Source organism: Streptomyces viridochromogenes DSM 40736 (assembly GCF_000158955.1).
GTDB lineage: Bacteria > Actinomycetota > Actinomycetes > Streptomycetales > Streptomycetaceae > Streptomyces > Streptomyces venetus.
This window is the reverse complement of sequence record NZ_GG657757.1, coordinates 600,467-616,834: the sequence shown is the minus strand read 5'-3', so window position 1 is coordinate 616,834 and position 16,368 is coordinate 600,467. Positions and strand designations below refer to the sequence as shown.

The window sequence follows — 16,368 nt, the reverse complement described above, 5'->3', positions numbered from 1 at the left end:
GTTCTTCATGGCTTTTCCGATCAGAAGCGCGGTCGCCGCGCTGTGCGCCGGACTGGCGGCCACACTCCTCACCACCGCCCCCGCCCGAGCGGAGAAGCAGGAGCACGCCTGGACGGTGTCCGCCGGTGCACACGCGCCCCGCGCGCGGATCACCCTGGACGACAGCACCGGCACGCTGAACCTGTCGGTGACCCGTGACGGCCGTACGGTCATCGAGCCGTCACCCGTCGGCATCGTCACCGAACAGGCCGACACCAGCCGGGAATTACGCTTCCTGCACCGCAAGAACCGGACGGTCGAGGAGCGGTACCGCACCAAGTCCGGCAAACGACTGGACAGACGGGTCCGCATGCACGAGACCCGGCTGTCGTTCGCCACCCCCGCCGGCGCCCGGCTCGATCTGCTCGTCCGGGCCTCCGCCGACGGAGTCGCCTACCGTTACGTGCTGCCCGCCGGGCACGGTGACGTGCTCGGCGAGACCTCCGCGTTCAACCTGCCGCCGGACGCACGCGCCTGGTTGGGCACCTACCGGGCCGACAACGAGGGCCAGTTCACCGAGTACACCGCCGCCACGGCCCCCACCGGCGAGTATTCGGACCAGGCCCTGTTCGAGACGGCCGGCGGATACACCCTGCTCGCCGAGTCCGACCTCACCGGCACCTACTCCGGCGCCCGGCTCGCCCACGACAACGGCAGCGGCACCTACCGCGTCAAACTGGCCGACGCCCGGGTGAAGACCGACGGGCCCCTCACCACCCCCTGGCGGGCCATGGTCACCGGCGACCTGGCCACCGTCACCCGCTCGACTTTCACCGACGACCTGGCGCCGGCCTCCAAGGTCGCCGACACGTCCTGGATCAAGCCCGGCACCGTGCTGTGGACCTGGCTCGCCGGCGGCCGCCCGGCCGGCCAGAGCCTCGCCGCGCAGAAGGCGTACGTCGACTACGCCGCCGAGCGGAACTGGCCCTACGAGGCCGTCGACGCGGGCTGGTACTTCAAGACCGACGCGTGGGACACCACCGACCCGGACTGGCAGACCGACAGCTGGATGCCCGAACTCACCGCGTACGCCCGCGCCAAGGGCGTCGGCATCATCGTCTGGATCCACCAGCGGGAACTCGACACACCCGAGGAACGCGCACAGTGGCTGCCCACCCTGGAGCGGTGGGGCGTCAAGGGCGTCAAGATCGACTTCATGGACTCCGAGGCGCAACCGACCCTGAAGTGGTACGACGCCGTCCTCGCGGACACCGCCGCCCACCACCTCATGGTCGACTTCCACGGCTCCACGATCCCCAAGGGCATCCAGCGCACCTGGCCCCATGTCATGACCCTCGAGGGCGTCGCCGGTGAGGAGAAGCGGAACAACACCGCGGCCCACCTCACCACCCTGCCCTTCACCCGCAACGTCATCGGCTCCATGGACTTCACCCCCGGCGCCTTCCAGCGCGTCGGACTGCGCCCCAACTCCGACGCGGCCGAGGCCGGACTCGCCGTCGCCTACGAGTCGGGCCTGCAGATGTTCGCCGGCACCCCCGAGTCGTACGACGCCCGCCCGCTCGCCCGGGACTTCCTCGACCAGCTCCCGGCCGCCTGGGACGACACCCGGCTGCTCGCCGGCCGGCCCGGGCAGGAAGCCGTGCTCGCCCGCCGCAGCGGTGACCGCTGGTTCCTGGGCGGGGTGTACGCCGGCGCCGCCCGCACGGCCGAGGTCCCGCTGACCATCGGTTCGGGACGGTGGCTGGTCGAGACGATCGAGGACGGCACCGGCGGACTCGTGCGGAACCGGAAGGTACTGCGGGGCGGCGACACCCTCACCGTGGACGTGGTCGCGGGCGGCGGCTTCGCCGGGATCGCCTGTCCCTGGCGCCCGGGCGTCACCACCTGTCATCGCTGACGATCGCTCATCCCCTCATCCCCTCATCCCCTCATCCCCTCATCTGGAAAGGACCGACATGAGTGTTTCCCGGCGCACTGTGCTGGCCACGGCGGCCGGCGCCGCGGCGACAGGCGCCTCGTCCACCCCGGCCGCGGTCGCGTACGCGGTTTCCGGCCGGGCACCGGCATCCGCCCTGAGCAAGCTCCGCGCGGCGGCCGACTACGCCGTCGAGAAGATCGGCGCCGTCGCGCCGGCCGTGACCGCCTTCCCCGTGGGCACGAAGTTCGAGAAGTGGGTCTACTCGCAGGACGGCGGCTGGGTCGGCGGGTTCTGGCCGGGCACGTTGTGGATGGCCTGGCTCCACAGCGGTGACGACGCCTTCCGCACGCAGGCGCTGGCCTCGGCGCGGAAGCTGGCTCCTCGTCAGTCCGACACCGGCACGCACGACCTCGGATTCCTCTTCTACCCGTCCTGGGTCACCGCCTGGCGGCTCACGGGTGACGAGGCGTGGCGGACCGGCGCCCTGCGGGCGGCCGACTCGCTGAGCCGGCGGTACAACCCGCGCGGGCGCTTCATCAGGGCGTGGGGAGCGCTGGACGACCCGAAGAACGCCGGCCGGGTCATCATCGACACGATGATGAACCTCGACCTGCTGGCCTTCGCGACCGCTCAGACCGGCGACGAGAGGTACCTGGACATCGCCGTGCAGCACGCGAGGACCGCACAGCGCGTCTTCCCGCGCCCGGACGGATCCACCCCGCACGTCTACGACTTCGACCCGGGGAGCGGCGCACCGCTCGGCCCGGGCACCGTGCAGGGATACAGCCCCACGTCGTGCTGGTCGCGCGGGCAGGCGTGGGGACTGTACGGGTTCACCACCATGTACCGGCGGACCGGCGATGGGGAATTCCTGGCCACCGCCCGCAGACTCGCGGACTACGCGGTCGCGGCGCTGACCCCGGACCACGTCCCGGTGTGGGACTACCGCGCGCCGCAGCAGCCCCACGACATCAAGGACGCGTCGGCCGGGGCGATCATGGCCTGCGGGCTCCTCGACCTGTCCGCCGCGACCGGTCGACAGGCCTACCGCGATGTGGCCCTGCGGCTGCTCACCGCACTGGCCGAGACGTGCCTGACGAGGAACTCGGCCCGGGCGGAGGCGGTGGTGGCCCGCTGCACCCGCAACCGCCCGGCCGAGGACGGCATCGAGAATCTCCCTTCCGTACGCCGACTACTACCTGCTGGAGGGAATCCTGCGCGTGCTGCGGCCGCGGGATGTCGACCGGGCGATCGACCTGTCCACGGGCTGACCGGCCGGGTCCGGTCAGCCCGCGATGGAGTCCAGTTGTTCCGCCGCCGGGCGCAGCACCCACAGGTCGCCGCCCGGTGGCTCCTCCAGCGAGGGCACGGCCTTCCGCGCCCGCCCGTCTCCGGCGTCGGCGGCCGCGTGGACGACATCGGTCGCCGCGTACCGGTCGAACTCGAGCTCAGGATGCGGCCAGGCGGCGGCACCCGTGGCGGCGGGCAGGAGGTAGTCGACCGCCTTGAACAGACTCTGGGCCTCAGGGCCTCGATAGGCCCACAGGTCCACTCCGACGTGCCGGCCGATGGCCGCCAGCCGGGCGTGGGCGACCAGAGTGAAGGCCGAATAGTGCCAGCTCCTGGTCCGGGTCAGCTCCTGGGGCTGGCTGCCGTCGGACGCGATCTGCGGCGCGATGCGCTGGTGCCGGGCGTCGAGGACCGTGCGGCGGGCCAGTTCCCTGTCGCCGGTCGCGTAGGCGAGTCCGGCGAGCAGCAGGTCGTAGAAGGTGCCGTGGTTGTTGGTGGCCGCGGCCTCCTGTTTGCCGAAGTCGCTCGTCCTGAGCCAGTCGCGGAAGGCGGTGTTCCACCTCTTCATGCCCGTGCGGTCCTTCGCGGTCCAGCCCGGGGCGCCGGTCTCCAGAAGCGCGAGCGCGTCGAGGACGCTGGTGTACGACTGGGAGAAGTCGATGATGCCGATGGCGCGGCCGTCGTACTTGCACGGGATGAACTGCGCGTGGTTCAGATTCGGGTTCATCCTCGTGGCCGGGTCGAGGAACCAGGTGCGCAGGACCTGCCCCGCCTTCTCGGCGTACCGCCTCTCGCCCGTGTAGTACCACGCGAGAGAGAGGTCGTACGCGGAGTCGAAGGTCTTCTCGACGTCCTGCCGGTCGGTGCCGGAGTCGACCTCGGGGTTGCGCTCGCCGTCGCGTTGCACGTAGGGGCAGCCCCACGGGTTGTCCGAGGTCGGTGTCTTCGAGGGCCACCAGTACGGCGCCTGGCTGAGGTAGTCGTGGACGTCACCGCCGGGAGCGGGCCTGGGTTTGTCGACGACGGTCCAGGGCCCCTGGCCCAGCCATCTGTCGGCGCGGGTCCGCAACGTCCCGACGGCCCGCCGGAGTCGCGGATCGCCGTGGTCCAGGCGGATCTTCGTTCGTTGCAGACGCGTGCCGTCCAGCACGGCGGTGTCCGGGATCCGGTGGTGCGCCTCCGTCCGAGCCGAGGCGACCGGTGCGGCTCCCGTGACGAGCGCCGTGAGAGCCAGTACGAGGGCGCCTAATCGTGCTCCTGCGCTCATGATCCACTCCTGTTCATGTCAGTGAACAATGTTCAGGTTTGTGGCGGCATGAGCATGGCACGATTCGAGGGAGCCGAAAAGGGCCCCACGGGGACGGCCCTGTCTACTCGCCGTAACGCGGTGTCCACTGCGCCTGCGCGATCGCCGTGCGCAGTTCCTCCTTCGTCTGCTGCGGGGCGACCCCGTCCTCCACGGCGGCGAGCGCCGTGGCCAGGGCGATCTCGCGGGCGGACTCGCGCATCCCGCTCAGGGGCGGCAGCAGCGGCACGGGCATGTCGTCGCCGTCCGCCGCGCGCACCGCGCAGCGTGCGACGGCGCGGGCGGCGGCGACCAGCATGCGGTCGGTGACGCGGGTCGCGCGGCTCGCGGTCACCGCGAGGCCCATGGCCGGGAAGACGTACACGTTGTTCGACTGGGCGACCGGCACCTCGCGCCCGTCCACCGTGAGCGGCGGGAACGGCGAACCGGTGGCGATCAGCGCCCGGCCGTCGGTCCAGCGGGTGAGGTCCGCCGGATCGGCCTCGGAGTGCGAGGTGGGGTTGGAGAGCGGGAAGACCACGGGCCGTTCGCAGGTGGCGGCCATCTGCCGCACGATCTCCTCGGTGAACGCGCCGTGGGCCGTCGACAGCCCGATCAGCGCCGTCGGCTCGACCCGGCGCACCGCTTCGGCGAGTCCGGTGCCGTCCCAGTCGGACACCTCGCTGTCGTCCCGCGCGAACATCCGCTGCTGCGGCGTCAGTTCATCGCGCGAGCGCACCAGGAGGCCGTCCACGTCCAGGATCCAGAACCGTGCCGTGGCCTCGTCCTCCGGCAGCCCTTCGTCGATCATGGCCGTCCGGATCATGTCGGCGACCCCGATGGCGGCCGACCCCGCCCCCAGGATGACCAGGCGCTGTTCGGTCAGCGGGGTTCCGGCCACGTCCGCCGCGGTGGACAGGGCGCCGAGCGCGACGGCCGCGGTGCCCTGGATGTCGTCGTTGAACGTGAGCAGCCGGTCCCGGTAGCGCGCCAGGATCGGATGGGCGTGGGCCGTGGCGAAGTCCTCCCACTGGAGCAGCGTTCCGGGCAGTTCCGCCTCGACCGCCGACACGAAGGCCTCGATCATCTCGTCGTATTCGGCACCGGTCAGCCTGCGGTCACGCCGGCCCAGATAGCGCGGATTGCCGAGCAGGTCCTCGTTGTCGGTGCCGACGTCCAGCAGGATCGGCAGGGTGCGGGCGGGATGGATGCCGCCGATCGCCGTGTAGAGGCTGAGCTTGCCGATGGGGATGCCCATGCCGCCGACGCCCTGGTCGCCCAGGCCGAGGATGCGCTGCCCGTCGGTGACGACGATGACGTCCACGTCCTGCCGGCCGTGCGGGCGGTTGCGCAGGATGTCCCGGAAACGGTGCCGGTCCTCCCACGTCAGGAACAGGCCGCGGGGCCGCCGGTAGATCTCGCTGAAACGCCGGCACGCCTCACCCACCGTCGGCGTGTAGACGACGGGCAGCAGCTCCTCCAGGTGCTCGGTGACCAGACGGTAGAACAGCACCTCGTTCGTGTCCTGCAACTGGCGCAGGTAGATGTGCCGGTTCAGGGGCTTGTCGTAGCCGTGGAACGCCTCGTAGGCGCGGGCGGCCTGCTCGTCCAGCGTCTCCACGGCGGGCGGCAGCAGACCGTCGAGTCCGAGCTCCTCGCGCTCCTGCCGACTGAAGGCGGTGCCCTTGTTGACCAGCGGGTCGGCCAAGGTCGTGACGGCGGGGCTGTCGGTCGTCCGGGGGCGGTGGGTCTTCGGCTGGTACATGGTGTGACGTCTTCCCTCGACCGGCCGGTTCGTGCGCCCCGTTTCACCTCGCGTCAGACCCGAACGGCCCAAGGACACTGCGCCCAAGGAGGCGACAGGTGATGAGCGGTGTGACCGTGGTGGAAGGGATGCGCGTGCACACCCGGACGAGGAGGCACGATGGCGGAGGGACTGGCCGAGGGCGGCACGACGTGCGCTGCCCCGAGGGACGGCGCGGAGCGCGTCGCCCCGAGAGGTGGCACGGGTCTGCCCCAGCACCGGCCCCCGGACGCCTTCGAGCAGGTGAGCGCCGTCGCCGACGCCGTCCTCTACGAGGGCTACCTCCTCTACCCCTACCGCCGGTCCTCCGCCAAGAACCGTGTCCGTTGGCAGTTCGGGGTGCTGTTCCCGCGGGACTGGGTGGAGTCCGACGGCCCTGTCGTCCCCGGCGTGTCCGGCTCCGCCGACTCCTGGTACCAGCAGACCGAGTGCCTGCTGCGGACCGGCCACCCCGATGGCGCGTCCGTACGGGTGCGGGTCCGCTACCTCCAGATGCAGCACAAACAGGTGGAGGAGACCGGCCCGGACGGCCGGCACCACGCCGTCGTGTCGCTGCGCACCGACGACGGCACGACGCATCTGACCTTCGACGAGGCCCTGCCCCGTGAAGGCGAGGTCGACGTCCCGCTCGACGAGCTCCTCCAGGGCGGACGCACCGTTCCCGTGGGCGCGCCGGCAGGCGAGGACGTCGAGCCGCTGCCCGCGGGCGCGGGGCGGATCGTCCGGCGCCGCGACGAGGTACGGGCCGACACCACCGTCACCGCCGAACGACTCCGGGACGACCTCTTCCGGCTGCGGGTGCGCACCACGAACAGCGGTCCCGCACCGGACTCGACGACCTCGCGCGACGAGGCACTGCGCCGGGCCCTCATCGCCACCCACACCCTGGTCGGCGGCGACGGGGTGGAGTTCGTCTCGCTGATCGATCCGCCGGACGCCCTGGGTGCGCTCGCCCGCTCGTGCCGGAACGAGTTCACCTTCCCGGTCCTCGGCGGGCAGGCCGACGACGACGCGCGGGTCGTGCTGTCCGCCCCGATCATCCTGCCCGACCACCCCCAGGTGGCCCCCGAGAGTCCGGGCGACCTCCACGACGCCGCCGAGATCGACGAGATCCTCACACTGCGCACGATGCTGCTGACCGACGAGGAGAAACGCGAGGCACGGGCCACCGACCCGAGGGCTGCCGCGATCCTCGACCGGGTCGACACCATGCCGCAGGAGGTCTTCGAACGACTGCACGGCGCCGTCCGGTCGCTGGCACCGGTCGCCCCGGCAGCCCCGGCCGGGGCGCCGCCGGCCGACCCACGCGCCGCCTGGTGGCAGGAGGGCGCCGACGACGGGCTGTCCCCGGCCACCGACACGGTGCTCGTCGACGGCGTGCCCCTCGGCGGCGGCAGCCGCGTCAGGCTCCGCCCCCGAGGCCGGGGCGCCGACGCCCAGGACATGTTCCTGTCCGGCCGCACCGCCCGGGTCGCCGCCGTCTTCCACGACGTGGACGGCAGCGTGCACCTCGCCGTCACCCTGGACGACGACCCCGCAGCCGAACTGCACACCTGGTACGGCCGCTTCCACTACTTCCGGCCCGACGAGCTCGAACCGCTCGAGCCCGCCGGAGACCCGGACGAGCCGTCGGCACCGGCTCCCGCCGCAGCCGAGGAGGCGCGGCACACGACCGACTCCGATACCCCCGCAGCGGAGGCCGAGTGACATGACAACGAACAGCAGTACCGCCGAGGTCAGCAAGGAACCCAGTCGCGCAGAGGAGCGACAGGGCTTCGACGAGATCACGATCCTCTGGATCTCCGAAGGCATGAGCTGCGACGGGGACACCGTCTCCCTGACCGCAGCCGACCAGCCCTCCATCGAGGACCTGGTGCTCGGCCTGATCCCGGGCCTGCCGAAGGTGAACCTTGTCAACAAGGTGCTCTCCCCGAGCCTGGGCGGCGAGGACTTCCTCGCCCCCTACCGGGCGGCCGCACGCGGCGACCTGGAGCCGTTCATCCTCGTCATCGAGGGCTCGATCCCGAACCAGAACATCATCGAGGGCGACGGCTACTGGACGTCGTTCGGCAACGACCCCGAGACCGGCGAGCCGCAGACCCTGAACTGGTGGATCGACCAACTGGCCCCCAAGGCCTGGGCGGTGGTGGCCGCAGGCACCTGCGCCACCTTCGGCGGCATCCACGCCATGTCCGGCAACCCGACCGGCTGCATGGGCCTCGCCGACTACCTGGGCTGGGACTACACCTCCCAGGGCGGGCTGCCCGTCGTCAACGTGCCCGGCTGCCCGATCCAGCCCGAGAACTTCATGGAGACCCTGGTCTGGGTCCTCTACCACGCGGCCGGTTCCGCGCCCCCGCCCCCGCTGGACCACATGCTGCGCCCGCAGTGGCTGTTCGGGAAGACGGTCCACGAAGGCTGCGACCGCGGCTCCTACTACGAGCAGGCCAGCTTCGCGAAGGACTACAACTCGCCCAAGTGCCTGGTCAAGACGGGCTGTTGGGGCCCGGTCGTGAACTGCAACGTGCCCAAGCGCGGCTGGATGGCCGGCATCGGCGGCTGCCCGAACGTCGGCGGCATCTGCATCGGCTGCACGATGCCCGGTTTCCCCGACGCGTTCATGCCGTTCATGGACGAGCCCCCCGGCGGCACCCTGTCGTCCCTGGCCATCAAGCCCTACGGCGCGGTCATCCGCCGCCTGCGCGGCATGACCAACGAGCTGGTCAACCACGAGCCCAGGTGGCGCCACAACAAGCGCAAGCTGACCAGCGGCTACGACCCACACTGGCGGGCCCGATGACGTCCCGCACGCACCGCACGACCCACCGACCGAACACCGACAGCGAGGGACAGTACCGCAGATGACCACAACCGAGGCCCGGCCCACGGAGCGCAAGACGCCACAACTCGTGGACATGTCCTGGGACCCGATCACCCGGATCATCGGGAACCTGGGCATCTACACGAAGATCGACTTCGCCAACCGGGAAGTCGTCGAATGCCACAGCACCTCGTCGCTGTTCCGCGGCTACTCGGTGTTCATGAAGGGCAAGGACCCGCGCGACGCGGGCTTCATCACGTCCCGGATCTGCGGCATCTGCGGCGACAACCACACCACCTGCTCCGACTACGCGCAGCAGATGGCCTACGGCGTCAAACCGCCCCCGCTGGCCGACTACATCGTCAACCTCGGCGAAGCGGCGGAGTACATCTTCGACCACACGATCTTCCAGGACAACCTGGTCTTCGTGGACTTCTGCGAGGCGATGGTCAAGTCCACCAACCCCAGCCTCCTGTCCCGCGCCGAGCGCACCGACGCACCCCGCGGCGAGATCCACGGCTACCGCACCATCGCCGAGATCATGCGGGCCTTCAACCCCTTCGAGGGCGAGGTCTACAAGGAGGCCCTGAAGGTCAGCCGCATCACCCGCGAGATGTTCTGCCTGATGGAGGGGCGGCACGTCCACCCGTCGACGCTGTACCCGGGCGGTGTCGGCACGATGCCGCAGCCGACCGCCTTCACCGACTACCTCAGCCGGCTCATGCGGGTCATCGACTTCGTGAAGAAGGCCGTCGCCATGAACGACGACGTCTTCGACTTCTTCTACGAGGCGCTGCCCGGCTACGAGGAGGTCGGCCGCCGCCGCACCCTGCTGGGCTGCTGGGGCGCCTTCCAGGACCCCAGGACCGTCGACTACCGCTACGAGACGATGAACACCTGGGGCAAGCAGATGTACGTCACCCCGGGCGTCATCGTCGACGGCGAACTCGTCACCAACAACCTCGTCGACATCAACCTCGGCCTGCGCATCCTGCTGGGCAGCTCCTACTACGAGGACTGGGTCAACGAGCAGCCGTTCGTCACCCACGACCCGCTCGGCAACCCCGTCGACATGCGGCACCCGTGGAACCAGACCACCGTCCCGGTGCCGCAGAAGCGCGACTTCGACGACAAGTACAGCTGGGTGATGAGCCCCCGCTGGCTCGACCCCCGTACCGGGGACCACCTCGCCCTCGACACCGGCGGCGGCCCGCTCGCCCGGCTGTGGTCGACCGCCCTGAGCGGCCTCGTCGACACCCCGTACGTCAAGTCCACCGGGCACAGCGTGCGCATCTCCCTGCCCAAGGGCGAGTCGCTCCCGGAGACGACCCTGGAGTGGCGCATCCCGAAGTGGAGCAACACCATCGAACGCGACCGCGCGAGGCCGTACTTCGTCGCCTACGCGGCCGCGATGGCCCTCCAGTTCCTGGAGGAGGCCATGGGGCTCGTGCGCGCGGGCGAGACCAAGGTGTTCGAGAACTACGAGGTGCCCGACGAGGCGATCGGCTGCGGCTTCCACGAGGCCGTGCGCGGTGTCCTCTCCCACCACCTGGTGATCAAGGACAAGAAGATCGCCAACTACCACCCCTACCCGCCCACCCCGTGGAACGCCAGCCCCCGCGACATGTACGGCACCCCGGGCCCGTACGAGGACGCCGTCCAGGGCCAGCCCATCTTCGAGGAGAACGGGCCGGACGACTTCAAGGGCGTCGACATCATGCGCACCGTCCGCAGCTTCGACCCCTGTCTGCCGTGCGGTGTGCACATGTACGTCGGCAAGGGCAAGACGCTCACCACCCTGCACTCGCCGACCTACGGGGCGAACCATGGCTGAGGCCGCCGCCCCGGAACGGCTGGCGGACCCGGACGTCGAGGCCCGGCTCGCCCGGCTCGACGAGGTGCTGGACGGGCTCGAGCCCGTCCCCGGCCCCGCCACGGAGGCGGTACGGCTGCTCACCGAGGTCTACGGCGAGGCCCTGGCCCGCGTCCTGGACCACGCCGGCGAGCAACTGGCCGGCAGCCTCGCCGAGGACGAGCTGCTGGGGCACCTGCTGGTGCTGCACGACATCCACCCCGAGCCCGCCGAACGCCGGGCGGCCCGCGCGGTCGAACGTCTGCGTCCCGCCGTACAGGAGCGGGGCGCGGACGTGGAGTGGGCCGGAGTGGAAGGGGAGGTCGGCCGGGTGCGCCTGAAGACGGGCGGCGGGTGCGGGTCCGGCTGCGGTGACGGAGCCACCCAGGTCACCGACGCGGTCCGCGAGGCCGTCCTCGCCGTGGCGCCGGAACTGACGGCGGTGGAGCCACTGCCGACGACGCCGGCTCCCGCGTTCGTACCGCTGACCACGCTGACGCACCGGGGCGCACGGTGACCACCGACGGGGCCCTGGCCCGCCTCATCCGCTCCTCGGCCGACCGCACCGCGGCGGCCCGGACGGAGGTGTGCGACCTGTGCGCCGCGCCCGTCGCCGACGAACACGCCCACCTCTACGACACCGGGCAGGACGAGGTGCGCTGCGTGTGCGGCCCCTGCTCGGTGCTGTTCGCGGGAGCCGGGGCGGGGGCCGGTCAGTACCGGCTCGTGCCCCGGCGCCGGGTCCGGCTGCCCGCCGTCGACACGGCGGCGCTGGGCGTACCGGTGGGCCTGGTCTTCTTCGTGCCCCGGGCGGACGGCACGGTCACCGCCCAGGGCCCGAGCCCCGCGGGCGCCATGCGGTGGGAGGTGGACGCGGCGGCCTGGAAGGAGCTGGCGCGGACGTGTCCGCAGCTCGCCACCGTGGAACCCGAGGTGGAGGCGCTGCTGGTGAACACCGTCCACGGCCTCGACCACCACTGGATCGCGCCGATCGACGACTGCTACCGGATGATCGCCGTCGTCCGCCGGGAGTGGCGCGGCCTGTCCGGCGGCGGCCGGATCTGGCCGGCCGTCGAGCGGTTCTTCGAGGACCTCACCGAGCGGTCTTGAGCACGTACTCCGCAGGTCGGAGGCGAGGAAGGAGAACACCCCATGGGCAGCATCAGAGTGGGCCGCCCCCAGGCGAAGCCCGACACCCCCGGGCATGTCACCGGCATGCATCAGGGCAACAGGGGTCGGTACGAGGAGCAGAAGGGGCACCACGCGGACGGCACCGCCGACGCGCGCCGCTCCACGGGGATCCACTGGAAGCGGCATGACGCCCTCGTGGAGGCCATGCCGAACATCCCGCCGGGATGACGGAGAGCAGGGAGTCGCCGCAATGAAGGTCCAACGAGTACGCAGACGCGTCGCCCACAGACGGGGCAGGAGCGGACAGCGGGTGCTGATGGCCGAGGCCGCCCTGATGGGCGGTGCGGTCCTGGCGCTGCTGGCCTGGGAGCTGCCCAGCCTGAGGCGCGAGGTGCGGATCTGGCGGATGGCCGGCGGTTTCCGCGCGGGCCACCGCTATCCCTGAGCAGCCCGTGCACGAGCTGTCGATCGCGACCGCGATCATCGAGCGGGCCGACGAGCTGGCCCGGGCGGACGGGACCGAGGCGGTCTCGGCCGTGACCGTCCGGGTCGGCGAGCTGGCGGGCGTCGTCCCCGACGCCCTGGGCTTCGCCTTCGAGGTGGCCCGTGACGGCACCGCCCTCGCCGGGGCCCGGCTCGTGGTCGAGCAGGTCCCCGCGCAGGCCTGGTGCGGCCCGTGCGCCGAGGAGTTCCCGGTGGGCATGCCCCCGTTCTTCTGGTGCCCGCGCTGTGACCAGCCCTCCAGCGACCTGCGCAGCGGCCGGGAACTGGAGATCGCCGGGATCGAGCCGTCACCGGCCCCGGCATAGCGCGAGGGGGCCCCGCCGGCACGCCGGGGGGGCCCCCTTCGCACGCCCGGTCAGCAGATGCGCGGCAGCTGCTCGCCGAGCGGCAGATCCACCACCCGCGTGCCGCCGAGACCGGTGGCGACCACCACCATGCCGGGATGCTCGGCGACGCACTCGCCGATCAGCGTGGCCCCGGCACCCTGCGGATGAGCACGCATCGCGGCCAGCACCTGCTCCGCATCCGAGGGGGGCACGAAGGCGACCAGCCGCCCCTCGTTGGCGACGTACAGCGGCTCGAGCCCGAGGAACCCGCAGGCGTTCGCCACCGCGTCCGGAACCGGGATGGCACGTTCCTGAAGCCGCACGCCGGTCCCGGAAGCCCGGGCGATCTCGTTCAGGGACGCCGCAAGACCGCCCCGGGTGGGGTCGCGCAGCACATGGATGTCGGGAGTGACGGCCAGCATCGCCGCCACCAGGTCCGCCAGCGGTGCGGTGTCACTCGCGACCTCGACCCCGAACTCCAGCCCCTCCCGCACGCTCATGATCGCCACCCCGTGCAGGCCGATCGGCCCGCTGACGATCACGGCGTCCCCGGGCCGGGCCCGCTGCGGCCGGATGTCCACCCCGTCCGGGACGAGCCCGACACCGGCGGTGGTGACGTACACACCGTCGCCGTGCCCGGACTCCACCACCTTGGTGTCGCCCGTGGCGACGGTGACCCCGGCGGCCTCGGCCGCCGCGCCCATGGCGCGCGCGACCCGTTCCACGACCGTCAGCTCCACGCCCTCCTCCAGCACGAAGGCGGCGGAGAGGTACGCCGGTCTCGCACCGCTCATCGCCAGGTCGTTCACGGTCCCGTTGACCGCCAGGTCGCCCAGGCTGCCGCCGGGGAAGAACAGCGGCCGGACGACGTAGGAGTCGGTGGAGAACGCCAGCCGCGCGCCGCCCAGTTCGAGGACGGCGGAGTCGGCGAGAGCGGCCAGGGTGGGGTTGCCGTAGGCGGGCGTGAAGACCTGCTCGATCAGCTCGGCCGACAGCGCGCCACCACCGCCGTGTCCCATCACCACGACCGGCTGGTCGCGCAGGGGGGCGGGGCAGGTCCAGCCGGCCGGGTCGACCACATCGGCGAGTTGCTCAGGCAACGGGGTTCATCTCCTCCCGCGCGGCCCCTTCGGCCTGCGGTGTCGGGGCGTTCATCCGGCGGTACAGGTAGTACGCGGCACAGGCACCCTCGCTGGACACCATGGTGGCGCCGAGCGGCGTGCGCGGGGTACAGGTGGTGCCGAACGCGGCGCACTCGGTCGGCTTGATCAGCCCCTGCAGCACTTCGCCGCTGCGGCACTCGGCCGGCTCCTCGGTACGGATCCCGGTGACGTCGAAGCGGTGCTCGGCGTCGAACGCGCGGAAGGCGTCACTCAGCCGCCAGCCACTGGCCGGGATCCGCCCGATACCGCGCCAGGCCCGGTCGGTGACCTCGAACACCTCCTCGATCATGCGCACGGCGGCCGGATTGCCCTCCTCGCGCACGGCACGCGGGTACGCGTTCTCCACCCGGTGCTCGCCACGCTCCAGCTGACGGACCGCCCGGCGGATGCCCTCCAGGATGTCCAGCGGCTCGAACCCGGTCACCACCATCGGCACCTTGAACCGCTCGGTCAGCTCCGGGTACTCCGCCGTGCCCATCACGCTGCACACGTGCCCCGCGGCGAGGAAGCCCTGCACCCGGCACTCCGGCGCCGTCATGATCGCCTCGACCGCCGGGGGCACCCGCACATGCGACACGAGCAGGCTGAAGTTGCTCAGCCCCAGGCGGCGCCCTTGGTGCACGGCCATGGCGTTGGCCGGGGCCGTGGTCTCGAAGCCGATCGCGAAGAACACCACCTCCCGGTCCGGGTGGCGGCGGGCCAGCTCCAGGGCGTCCAGCGGCGAGTACACCACACGCACGTCACCGCCCTCGCCCTTGACCCGGAACAGGTCACGGCCGGTGCCGGGCACCCGCAGCATGTCCCCGAAGGAGCAGAAGATCACCTCGGGCCGCGAGGCGATCTCCAGCGCCTTGTCGATGACCTCCAGCGGCGTGACACAGACGGGGCAGCCGGGCCCGTGGATCAACTCCACCTGTTCGGGCAGCAGTTGGTCGATGCCGTGCCGGATGATCGAGTGCGTCTGCCCGCCGCACACCTCCATCAGGGCCCACGGCCGGGTCGCGGTGGCACGGATCTCGTCCAGCAGCCGCCGGGCCAGATCCGGGTCGTTGAACTCGTCGATGTACTTCACGCCGTTCCCGCCTCCTTCGCCGCCTGCTCCCAGGCGTCCCCGAACTCCTCCTCCAGCAGCCCCAGTTCCTCGAACAGTTTCAGCGAGGCCAGGGCCGACTCCTCGTCGAGACGCTGGAGCGCGAAGCCGACGTGCACGATGACGTACTCACCCACCCGCACATCGGGCACGTACTCCAGGCACGCCTGTTTCTGCACTCCGCCGAAGTCGATCAGCCCGGTGAGCGGGTCCGCGCCGTCCTCGATGGCCACGACCTTGCCGGGCACTGCCAAACACATGGGTCACTCCTCCTGTCGTAGGTGCGCCGCGACCACCAGCTGGCCGAGGGCCAATCCGCCGTCGTTCGGCGGGACTTCGCCGTGGCGGAGCACCGCGAAGCCGTCCTCCGACAGCAGCCGCGCGCACTCCTCCTCCAGCAGCGCGTTGGCGAACACCCCGCCGCTGAGCGCGACGGTGGCGAGGCCGGTGTTCTGGCGCGTTCGCCGGCAGGCCTGTGCGACGGCCCGCGCCACGGCGCGGTGGAAGCGGGCGGCGAGCACGGCGGCCGGGGTGCCACGCCGCAGGTCGGCGACGAGCGCGCCGAGCACGGGCGCCGGGTCGAACACGCCGCGGGCGAAGCCGAAGGCGTACGCCGAGGTGCCGGCCTCCCAGGCCGAAGCGGCGGCGGCCTCCAGCTCCAGGGCGGCCTGCGCCTCGTACCCCGCGCGATGGCACACGCCCACGAGGGACGACACGGCGTCGAAGAGCCGGCCCATGCTGGAGGTCGGGGCGCAGGCCACGTCTCGTTTCAACTGCCCTTCGAGCAGTGTCAGTTCATCGGGTGCGCAAGCGGCGACGGCGGGCAGGTCCGGGTCCCACGGCAGGCCCGCCGCCCACAGCCGCGCCAGGGCCAGCCGGCACGGGTTGGCGACGCCCGCGTCTGCGCCGGGCAGCGGGGCGGGGGCGAGGTGGGCCAGGCGCCGGAAACCGGTGTAGCCGGCGAGGAGGATCTCGCCGCCCCAGACGGTGCCGTCGTCGCCGTAACCCGTGCCGTCGAAGGCGACGCCGATCACGCGTGCGGCGCCGTCGAGGCCGTGTTCGGCCATCGCCGAGGCGATGTGCGCGTGGTGGTGCTGGACCAGCACGGGGACCTGTCCGGCCGTCCGGGCGGCCCATCGCGTCGAGTGGTACCCCGGGTGCCGGTCGGCGGCGACGACCTCGGG

Annotated in this window: 15 protein-coding genes and 1 pseudogene; 9 read left to right on the top strand and 7 right to left on the bottom strand. The window is 71.7% G+C overall.

Annotated elements, in window-relative coordinates:
• Positions 1-7: 7 nt before the first annotated feature.
• Positions 8-1,897, top strand: coding sequence for a glycoside hydrolase family 97 protein (locus SSQG_RS02870; RefSeq protein WP_003988181.1), 1,890 nt, complete (start codon positions 8-10; stop codon positions 1,895-1,897).
• A 444-nt stretch (positions 1,898-2,341) separates the two neighbouring features.
• On the opposite strand, the gene SSQG_RS43620 is transcribed toward SSQG_RS02870, so the two are convergent.
• From SSQG_RS43620 to SSQG_RS02860, 3 genes are all read right to left on the bottom strand, one after another.
• Positions 2,342-2,506: a hypothetical protein gene (locus SSQG_RS43620; RefSeq protein WP_338117240.1), complete on the bottom strand. Its 165-nt coding sequence runs from the start codon at positions 2,504-2,506 to the stop codon at positions 2,342-2,344.
• A 697-nt stretch (positions 2,507-3,203) separates the two neighbouring features.
• A complete protein-coding gene (locus SSQG_RS02865) occupies positions 3,204-4,475 on the bottom strand; it encodes an alginate lyase family protein (protein WP_039931823.1) in 1,272 nt (423 codons plus the stop codon).
• A gap of 103 nt (positions 4,476-4,578) precedes the next feature.
• A complete protein-coding gene (locus SSQG_RS02860; RefSeq protein ID WP_003988178.1) occupies positions 4,579-6,258 on the bottom strand; it encodes an NAD-dependent malic enzyme in 1,680 nt (559 codons plus the stop codon).
• A gap of 159 nt (positions 6,259-6,417) precedes the next feature.
• Between SSQG_RS02860 and SSQG_RS02855 the strand changes: the two genes are divergently transcribed.
• From SSQG_RS02855 to hypA, 8 genes are all read left to right on the top strand, one after another.
• Positions 6,418-8,004, top strand: coding sequence for a hypothetical protein (locus SSQG_RS02855; protein WP_003988177.1), 1,587 nt, complete (start codon positions 6,418-6,420; stop codon positions 8,002-8,004).
• 1 nt (position 8,005) lies between these two features.
• Positions 8,006-9,097, top strand: a complete 1,092-nt coding sequence (locus tag SSQG_RS02850; protein ID WP_003988176.1) for a hydrogenase expression protein HypE — start codon at positions 8,006-8,008, stop codon at positions 9,095-9,097.
• 61 nt (positions 9,098-9,158) lie between these two features.
• The gene (locus SSQG_RS02845; RefSeq protein ID WP_003988175.1) at positions 9,159-10,952 is read left to right on the top strand and encodes a nickel-dependent hydrogenase large subunit; all 1,794 of its coding nucleotides are present in this window, start codon (positions 9,159-9,161) and stop codon (positions 10,950-10,952) included.
• Positions 10,945-11,487 (top strand): NifU family protein, encoded by a 543-nt coding sequence (locus tag SSQG_RS02840; RefSeq protein WP_003988174.1) that lies wholly within the window; start codon positions 10,945-10,947, stop codon positions 11,485-11,487. Before SSQG_RS02845 ends, SSQG_RS02840 begins: the two co-directional genes overlap by 8 nt.
• The gene (locus SSQG_RS02835) at positions 11,484-12,080 is read left to right on the top strand and encodes a DUF5947 family protein (protein WP_003988173.1); all 597 of its coding nucleotides are present in this window, start codon (positions 11,484-11,486) and stop codon (positions 12,078-12,080) included. Before SSQG_RS02840 ends, SSQG_RS02835 begins: the two co-directional genes overlap by 4 nt.
• A gap of 42 nt (positions 12,081-12,122) precedes the next feature.
• Positions 12,123-12,329 carry a hypothetical protein gene (locus SSQG_RS02830; protein ID WP_003988172.1) on the top strand — a complete coding sequence of 69 codons (207 nt, stop codon included), beginning with the start codon at positions 12,123-12,125 and terminating at the stop codon, positions 12,327-12,329.
• A 22-nt stretch (positions 12,330-12,351) separates the two neighbouring features.
• A complete protein-coding gene (locus SSQG_RS41275) occupies positions 12,352-12,546 on the top strand; it encodes a hypothetical protein (RefSeq protein WP_003988171.1) in 195 nt (64 codons plus the stop codon).
• Positions 12,547-12,553: 7 nt separating this feature from the next.
• Positions 12,554-12,910: a hydrogenase maturation nickel metallochaperone HypA gene (gene hypA, locus SSQG_RS02820; RefSeq protein ID WP_003988170.1), complete on the top strand. Its 357-nt coding sequence runs from the start codon at positions 12,554-12,556 to the stop codon at positions 12,908-12,910.
• Between the two features lie 50 nt (positions 12,911-12,960).
• Here the strand turns inward: hypA and hypE are convergent, their stop codons facing one another.
• The 4 genes and pseudogenes from hypE to SSQG_RS02800 form a co-directional block, all read right to left on the bottom strand.
• Positions 12,961-14,031 carry a hydrogenase expression/formation protein HypE gene (gene hypE / locus SSQG_RS02815; RefSeq protein ID WP_003988169.1) on the bottom strand — a complete coding sequence of 357 codons (1,071 nt, stop codon included), beginning with the start codon at positions 14,029-14,031 and terminating at the stop codon, positions 12,961-12,963.
• Positions 14,024-15,166, bottom strand: a complete 1,143-nt coding sequence (gene hypD, locus SSQG_RS02810; RefSeq protein WP_003988168.1) for a hydrogenase formation protein HypD — start codon at positions 15,164-15,166, stop codon at positions 14,024-14,026. Before hypD ends, hypE begins: the two co-directional genes overlap by 8 nt.
• Positions 15,163-15,444 carry a HypC/HybG/HupF family hydrogenase formation chaperone gene (locus SSQG_RS02805; RefSeq protein WP_003988167.1) on the bottom strand — a complete coding sequence of 94 codons (282 nt, stop codon included), beginning with the start codon at positions 15,442-15,444 and terminating at the stop codon, positions 15,163-15,165. The genes hypD and SSQG_RS02805 overlap by 4 nt, the downstream gene beginning before the upstream one ends.
• Positions 15,445-15,447: 3 nt before the next feature.
• A pseudogene (locus tag SSQG_RS02800) lies at positions 15,448-16,368 on the bottom strand (carbamoyltransferase HypF); the annotation flags it as partial.

What these genes read in the sequence shown, in the direction of transcription:
- SSQG_RS02860 (WP_003988178.1), bottom strand. Translation starts at nt 6,258, where the DNA reads ATGTACCAGCCGAAGACCCACCGCCCCCGGACGACCGACAGCCCCGCC.
- SSQG_RS02830 (WP_003988172.1), top strand. Translation starts at nt 12,123, where the DNA reads ATGGGCAGCATCAGAGTGGGCCGCCCCCAGGCGAAGCCCGACACCCCC.
- SSQG_RS02855 (WP_003988177.1), top strand. Translation starts at nt 6,418, where the DNA reads ATGGCGGAGGGACTGGCCGAGGGCGGCACGACGTGCGCTGCCCCGAGG.
- SSQG_RS02865 (WP_039931823.1), bottom strand. Translation starts at nt 4,475, where the DNA reads ATGAGCGCAGGAGCACGATTAGGCGCCCTCGTACTGGCTCTCACGGCG.
- SSQG_RS02870 (WP_003988181.1), top strand. Translation starts at nt 8, where the DNA reads ATGGCTTTTCCGATCAGAAGCGCGGTCGCCGCGCTGTGCGCCGGACTG.
- SSQG_RS02850 (WP_003988176.1), top strand. Translation starts at nt 8,006, where the DNA reads ATGACAACGAACAGCAGTACCGCCGAGGTCAGCAAGGAACCCAGTCGC.
- SSQG_RS02845 (WP_003988175.1), top strand. Translation starts at nt 9,159, where the DNA reads ATGACCACAACCGAGGCCCGGCCCACGGAGCGCAAGACGCCACAACTC.
- SSQG_RS43620 (WP_338117240.1), bottom strand. Translation starts at nt 2,506, where the DNA reads ATGATGACCCGGCCGGCGTTCTTCGGGTCGTCCAGCGCTCCCCACGCC.
- SSQG_RS02805 (WP_003988167.1), bottom strand. Translation starts at nt 15,444, where the DNA reads ATGTGTTTGGCAGTGCCCGGCAAGGTCGTGGCCATCGAGGACGGCGCG.
- SSQG_RS02840 (WP_003988174.1), top strand. Translation starts at nt 10,945, where the DNA reads ATGGCTGAGGCCGCCGCCCCGGAACGGCTGGCGGACCCGGACGTCGAG.
- SSQG_RS41275 (WP_003988171.1), top strand. Translation starts at nt 12,352, where the DNA reads ATGAAGGTCCAACGAGTACGCAGACGCGTCGCCCACAGACGGGGCAGG.